Consider the following 6,516-nt stretch of genomic DNA (forward strand, 5'->3'; position numbering starts at 1 on the left):
TCGAGCACGCTCGTGGGGGGCGCCTGGGGGGTCAGGGGTCCGGCTAGAGGTCCAGGACGAGGGTCTCGCCCTCGGCGGCCCGGGAGACGCAGGGCAGCAGGGCGCCGGCGGCCCGCTGCTCGGGGGTGAGGCGGCGGTCCCGGTGCTCGGGGCCGCCGGCCAGCACGCGGACCTCGCAGGTGCCGCAGAAACCCTGGTGGCACGAGTACGGGAGGTCCGGCCGGGCCTCGCGCAGCACGTCCAGGGCGGACCGGTCGGCCGGCACGTCGAGCGCCGGACCGTCCGCGCCCAGCCGCACCGTGAAGGGCTTGCCGCCGGTGATCGGGGCGGCCCCGAAGCGCTCGAAGTGCAGGGCCCCGGCCGGGGAGGAGTCCAGCGCCCGCTGGACGGAGGCCAGCATCGGGGCCGGCCCGCAGCAGTAGACGGCCGCGCCGCGCGGGGCGTGCGCGAGCAGCTCGTCGCCCGTCGGGACGCCGCCGTGCTCGTCGTCGGTGCGCAGCACGACCCGGCGCGGGTCGAGGGCGCGCAGCTCGTCCGCGTACGGGAGGGTGTCGGCACTGCGGCCGACCTGGACGAGCCGCCAGTCGAGGCCGTGGCGCTGCGCCTCGCGGGCCATGGGGAGGAGGGGGGTGATGCCGATGCCGCCGGCGAGGAGGAGGACGGTGGGCTCGGCGCAGAACGCGAAGCCGTTGCGGGGGCGGCGGGCGGTGAGGCGGGTGCCGCGGTGGAGGGTGTCGTGGATCTCGGCGGACCCTCCGCCGCCTCCGGGGAGCCGGCGGACGGCGATCCGGTAGGTGGCGGGGTCGGCGGGGTCGCCGCTGAGGGAGTAGTGGCGCTCGCGGCCGGAGGGCAGGGCGAGCCGCAGGTGGGCGCCGGGCTGCCAGCCGGGCAGCGGGCCGCCGGAGGGGTCGGCCAGCGTCAACTCGACGACGTCGGTGGCGAGTTCGCGGCGGGCGGCGACGACCAGTTGCAGCAGCGGGGTGGGCCGGCTGAGCGGGCGGCGGGGGTTGCGGCGCAGCAGCGGGCCGCCGAGGGCCGGGGAGTAGCGGTCGCCGAAGGCGGTCAGCCGCCGCATGAAGCCGTCGGCGCCGGGGCGGCCGTAGAGGTCGGGGGGCGGGTTGAGCAGGTCCATCCGGCGGGCTCCTTGGCGTCGGTGCGGGCGGGGCGGGCGGGGGCGCGCGGGGGGCGGCTGGTGGCTCGTGGCGGGCAACCGCCGACGGCTGACGGCTGACAACTTTCAGATTTCAGATAACAGATAACGTTTTCTGTTATCTGTTATCTGAAATCTGTCGGCCGTCACCTGTCAGCCACCCCCGTCACCCGCTCCCCGCCACCGCCACCGCCGCGGCGCGGGCGGCCGGGGAGGTCGCGAGGTAGCCGAGGGCCTGGCTGGAGGAGCCCTCCTGGGTCGGGTGGTAGCCGGGCTTGAGGTAGCGCAGGCCCGAGCGGATCGAGTTGACCGGGTCGGGCAGCAGCCCGCGCTTGGCGATCCGGCCGGCCTCGCGCCAGGTGGGCTTGATCCGCCCGTCCAGGGTGGGGTCGGCGGCGAGCATGAACCGGGCGCCGCGCACCCACAGGTGCACCAGCAGCGGCCCGGAGACGGCCATCCCGCGGATCCGGCGCAGGTAGCCCGGGTCGAGGTGGACCATCAGGTCGTAGGCCACGCTGCGGTGTTCGACCTCCTCGGCGCCGTGCCAGCGCAGCAGGTCGAGCATCGTCGGGTCGGCCTTGGCGCGGTCCAGGCCGGGCGAGTTGAGCACCCAGTTGCCGAGGAAGGCGGTGAAGTGCTCGATGGCCGCGATGAACGCGACCCGCTCGATGATGTTCTCGCGCCGCCGGGCGGGCGACAGGCCGGGCTTGTCGCCGAGCACGCGCCGGAACAGCCAGGCGACCTGCCGCACGTACGGACGCGGGTCGAGCCCCTGCCCGAGGAGGTGGTCGAGGACCTCCTGGTGCGCCTCCGCATGGATGGCCTCCTGGCCGATGAACCCGAGCACCTCCTCGCGCAGTTGCTCGTCCCGGATCAGCGGCAGCGCCTCCTTGAACACCTTGACGAACCAGCGCTCCCCCTCGGGCAGCAGCAGGTGCAGCACGTTGATGACGTGGGTGGCCATCGGCTCGTCGGGGATCCAGTGCAGCGAGAGGGCGGCCCAGTCGAAGCGGACGTCCCGGGGCTCCAGGACGAGGCTCTCGTGCACGCGGGCCGCAGGGGCGGCGAGGGCGGGAACGGGGGTGGATCGGGGCATGGCGGGCCCTCCTGACCTGGGGGCGGCGGCTCGGGGCGGCGGCTCGACTCAGGGAAACGTACTCGCGGGTAGCGACGGGGACAAGGGTTTCGGCGGCTCTTATCGACATCGAGTCTAATAAGTGATGTGCGCCGGAGAACGCCCCGGGAAACGCGCGGAGCCCCACCGGTTCTCCGGTGGGGCTCCGTCGAACGGACCGCGGCGCTCAGACCGCCATCGCCAGCATCACCGGCGCCGCCCGGGCCGCGAGCAGTTCGGCCGCCGCCCTGAGCCGGTGCACGTTGTCCACCGGCATCGACATCGCCAGGCAGCCGACCGTGCTGCCCGCCGTCACCGGGACGGCCGCGCACACCGTGCCGAGCGCGTACTCCTGGATGTCCAGCACCGGGACGGTGGCCGGCTGCCGCTCCAGACGGTGCATCAGCTGGTCGGCGTCGGTGACGGTGCGGGAGGTGAGCCGGGCGACCGGGTGGCGGGAGAGGTGGTCGCGCCGGCCGTCCGAGTCGAGCTGGCTGAGCAGGCACTTGCCGATCGCGCTCGCGTGCGCGGTGGCCCGGAAGTCCACCCACTCGTGCACCGGCGGGGCGTACTCGGACGAGGAGACCGCCTCGACCGTCAGCTCCCCGTCGTGGTAGCGGCCGAAGTACACGGCGGCGCCCAGCTCGTCGCGGATCTCGGCGAGCTTGCGGTTGAGCCGGGCGCGGACGAGCTGCTCCCGGTTGTGCTGGCCGAGCAGCGCGAAGGTGCCGCCGAGCACCCAGCCGCCGTCCTGGCACTGGAGGTAGCCCTCGATCTCCAGGATCTCCGCGAGCCGGCGCACGGTGGGCAGCCCGAGCGAGGTCTCCCGGGCGAGGGCGACCAGGGTGGCGCCGTCGGAGTGCCGGTCGACGGCTTCCAGCAGTCTGAGGGCGTGCTGCAGGGAGGTGAACGGACCGGGCAGTCCCTGGTCCAGCGCGGCGTGACGACCCGGGGCTGGTGTCGACATGTCGTCCCCTTCCGATGTCCCCCACGGAGCGACCGCGGGCGTCCTCCAGCCTATCGACCCGAAGGCTCCGGCAACTGCTCTCCGTGAATATTCCGTGCAGCTCCGTATTCACGGATTTACCGGGCGGCGCACGGAGGCACGCGGGGGCGGAAAACGCCGCGACGGGCCCTCCCCCACTGCCCAGGGGGAAGGCCCGTCGTGCGGCCGCCGGGGTGCGGGCCCCGGCGGCCGGTGAGGGTGGAGGAGGAGCGGAGGTGGCGGAGCCCGTGTCAGCCCTCGTCGCCCGCGCGGAGCTTGGCGACGGCCGCCTCCAGGCGGGCGCCGTACTCCTCGTCGGCGGCGTGGAAGTGGGCCAGGTTCTTCTCGACGATGTCGTCGCGCGTCACCTGGGCCAGGAAGCCCGCGATGTTGTCGATCAGGCGGGTCTTCTCGCCGGCCGACATGAGGCGGTAGAGCTCGCCGGCCTGGAAGAAGTCGTCGTCCTTGGTGTGGGCCGGCGTGGTGTAGGTGCCGGTGTGGCCGTCCAGCTTGACCGGCGCGGCGAGCGCGTTGTCGGTCTGGGCCGGGCCGTCGTACGAGTTGGGCTCGTAGTTCTTGGCGCGGCCGGCGCTGTTGGCGGCCATGAAGCCGTCGCGGCCGTAGTTGTTGGCCTCGGTGGCGCGCGGCGCGTTGACCGGCAGCAGGGTGTGGTTGACGCCGAGGCGGTAGCGCTGGGCGTCGGCGTAGGCGAACAGGCGGCCCTGGAGCATCTTGTCCGGGGACGGGCCGATGCCGGGCACGAAGTTGTTCGGCGAGAACGCGGACTGCTCGACGTCGGCGAAGACGTTCTCCGGGTTCCGGTTGAGCACCAGGCGGCCGACCTTGACCAGCGGGTAGTCGGCGTGCGGCCACACCTTGGTGAGGTCGAAGGGGTTGAAGCGGTAGTCCGCGGCCTCGGCGACCGGCATCAGCTGGACGTAGAGGGTCCAGGACGGGAACACGCCGCGCTCGATGGCCTGGTGGAGGTCGCGCTGGTGGGAGTCGGCGTCGGCGCCGAGCACCTCGGCGGACTGGTCGCCGTCCAGGGAGCGGATGCCCTGGTTGGTCTTGAAGTGGTACTTCACCCAGTACGCGTCGCCGTTGGCGTTGACCCACTGGTAGGTGTGGGAGCCGTAGCCGTTCATGTGGCGGTAGGAGGCCGGGATCCCGCGGTCGCCGAACAGCCAGGTGATCTGGTGGGTGGAGGCCGGCGAGTGGGCCCAGAAGTCCCAGACGTTGTCGGCCTCCTGCACGCCCGTGTACGGGTCGCGCTTCTGCGAGTGGATGAAGTCGGGGAACTTCACCGGGTCCTTGATGAAGAAGACCGGGGTGTTGTTGCCGACGAGGTCGTAGTTGCCCTCGCCCGTGTAGAACTTCAGCGCGAAGCCGCGCGGGTCGCGCACCGCGTCGCTGGAGCCGAGGGCGCCGGCCACGGTGGAGAAGCGCAGGAAGACCTCGGTGCGCTTGCCGACCTCGGAGAGGAAGTCCGCCCGGGTGTACTGCGAGACCTCGTCGGTGACCTCGAAGTAGCCGTAGGCGCCGGAGCCGCGGGCGTGCACCACGCGCTCCGGGATGCGCTCGCGGTTGAAGCGGGCGAGCTTCTCCAGCAGCTGCTGGTCCTGGATCAGCAGCGGGCCGTACTCGCCGGCCGAGGCCGAGTTCTGGTTGTCGGCGACCGGGGCGCCGGACTCCGTGGTCAGGATCTTGGACATGGAGGGGTCCTTCAGGTGTCGGAACAGGCGGTGCGTGACGAGGGGAGGAGGTGGACCGGGCGGGGGCTCAGACGCCGAGCAGGCGCCAGAGCGCCGAGCGGCGCCGCGAGGAGTGCTCGCCGTCGGGGCCGTCGGACGGCTGGAGCGCGGCGACGGCGGCGGTGGCCGCGGCCGGGTCGGCCAGCGGGCGGGCGGCGGTCAGCGCGGCGGCCTCGTCGGCGCTCAGACCTGCCTCGGCGAGCGCGGCGGCGGCCTCGGCGGCCGGGACGGCGTTGAACCAGCGCAGCGCGAGGGCCGCGCGGCCCGCCTCGGTGAGCCGGCCGGTGAGGCGCAGGCGGGCGAGGCCGCCGTCCGGGTAGACGTTGATGCGCACGTGGGTCACCGGTCGGCCGACGTCGAGCCGGAAGCGGTGGCGGGTGTCGGGCTGCAGGCGGGTGCGGGGCAGGATCTCGAACCACTCGCCGTCCGCGCCCTCGGAGGGGTTCCCGCCCGTGGAGGCGTCGAAGCCGACGAGGTCGGCCCAGCCGGGGGCATTGGCGACGAAGTGGGTGGTGTCCACCTCGGCGGCCAGGACCTCACCGCCCCCGGCCAGGGCGATCTGCACCCAGTCGTTGGCCTTGTCGCGCCGACGCCGGGTCTCCCAGCCCTCGCCCATGACGGAGGCGCGACCGGGAGCGTTCAGGTTGTGCGGGGAGGAGAAGTAGCGGTCGGACGCCGCCTCGGCCACGCCGCCGTACTCCTGGGCGGCGAGGTCGAAGGTCAGGCCGTCGAGCTCGCGCGGGTCGGGCAGCACCTCGCCGTGCACGCGCAGGCGGGCGACGCCGCCGTCCGGGAAGATGCTCAGGCGCACGTGGGTGTAGCGGGTGTCGTCCTCGACGGCGAACTCGTGGACGGTGTCGCCCTTGAGCGCGGTGCGCGGCACCAGCGTCGTCCACTCGGCGGCGGCGACCTCCTCGGGCGAGGGCCGGCCCGGTACGGACGCGGCCTCGACGCGGGCGCTCTCCGGGTAGTTGCCGGTGAAGTGGGCGGTGTCGACGATCACGCCGCGGATCACGCCGCCGGAGCCCAGCCGGACGATCGTCCAGTCGTGGTCCTGGTCGGTGGGGTGCGGCTGGTCGGCCGAGACGCCGCGGCGGCGCTTGGACTCCCAGCCGTCCATGATCTGGCCCTTGTGGCCGAAGGTGTGCGGGCGGAACTCGGCGGGCTTGGCGACCAGCAGGTTCTCGGCGTCGGCGAAGGTGTCCTCGTTGGTGGCGACGACGCCCGCGCCCAGCAGCCGGGAGGCCAGGTTGACCAGCTCTGTGAAGGAAGCGCTCGGGGTGTCGGCGGTGGTCACGTCGTCTCCTCGGTTCGAGTCGGTGCGAGTCGGTGCGGGTGGGTGCGGGCCGGGCGGCGCGGGTCAGTTCGACCCGGGCGGGGCGGCCGCGGGGGCGGGGGCGGCCGGGCGGGCCAGCTGCCGGCCGAACCGCTCGGCGGCGGGGTCCACGACCCCGCCGCGCAGCCCCGGGGTGCGCACGGCGCCCGGCCGGGTCAACCCCGCGGACGGGGTCACCGG

General features: G+C 73.8%; 6 protein-coding genes. All 6 read right to left on the bottom strand.

All coding sequences use genetic code 11. The annotated features are described in order from the left end of the window. Positions 1-43 precede the first annotated feature (43 nt). A complete protein-coding gene (locus ACFV4F_RS00275; protein ID WP_380499839.1) occupies positions 44-1,132 on the bottom strand; it encodes a PDR/VanB family oxidoreductase in 1,089 nt (362 codons plus the stop codon). Between the two features lie 184 nt (positions 1,133-1,316). Then, complete coding sequence (locus ACFV4F_RS00280; RefSeq protein WP_380499840.1) at positions 1,317-2,246, bottom strand: metal-dependent hydrolase; 930 nt, start codon at positions 2,244-2,246, stop codon at positions 1,317-1,319. Positions 2,247-2,451: 205 nt separating this feature from the next. Beyond that, positions 2,452-3,231 carry an IclR family transcriptional regulator gene (locus ACFV4F_RS00285; RefSeq protein WP_380437830.1) on the bottom strand — a complete coding sequence of 260 codons (780 nt, stop codon included), beginning with the start codon at positions 3,229-3,231 and terminating at the stop codon, positions 2,452-2,454. A 269-nt stretch (positions 3,232-3,500) separates the two neighbouring features. Continuing rightward, a complete protein-coding gene (locus ACFV4F_RS00290) occupies positions 3,501-4,961 on the bottom strand; it encodes a catalase (RefSeq protein ID WP_380489468.1) in 1,461 nt (486 codons plus the stop codon). Between the two features lie 67 nt (positions 4,962-5,028). Continuing rightward, positions 5,029-6,297: an allantoicase gene (gene alc / locus ACFV4F_RS00295; RefSeq protein ID WP_380499841.1), complete on the bottom strand. Its 1,269-nt coding sequence runs from the start codon at positions 6,295-6,297 to the stop codon at positions 5,029-5,031. A 63-nt stretch (positions 6,298-6,360) separates the two neighbouring features. Next, on the bottom strand, positions 6,361-6,513 hold the full coding sequence (locus tag ACFV4F_RS00300; RefSeq protein WP_380499842.1) for a hypothetical protein: 153 nt from the start codon (positions 6,511-6,513) through the stop codon (positions 6,361-6,363). Between the last annotated feature and the right edge of the window lie 3 nt (positions 6,514-6,516).

The sequence above is a fragment of the Kitasatospora sp. NPDC059722 genome, from assembly GCF_042733235.1.
Classification (GTDB): Bacteria; Actinomycetota; Actinomycetes; order Streptomycetales; family Streptomycetaceae; genus Kitasatospora.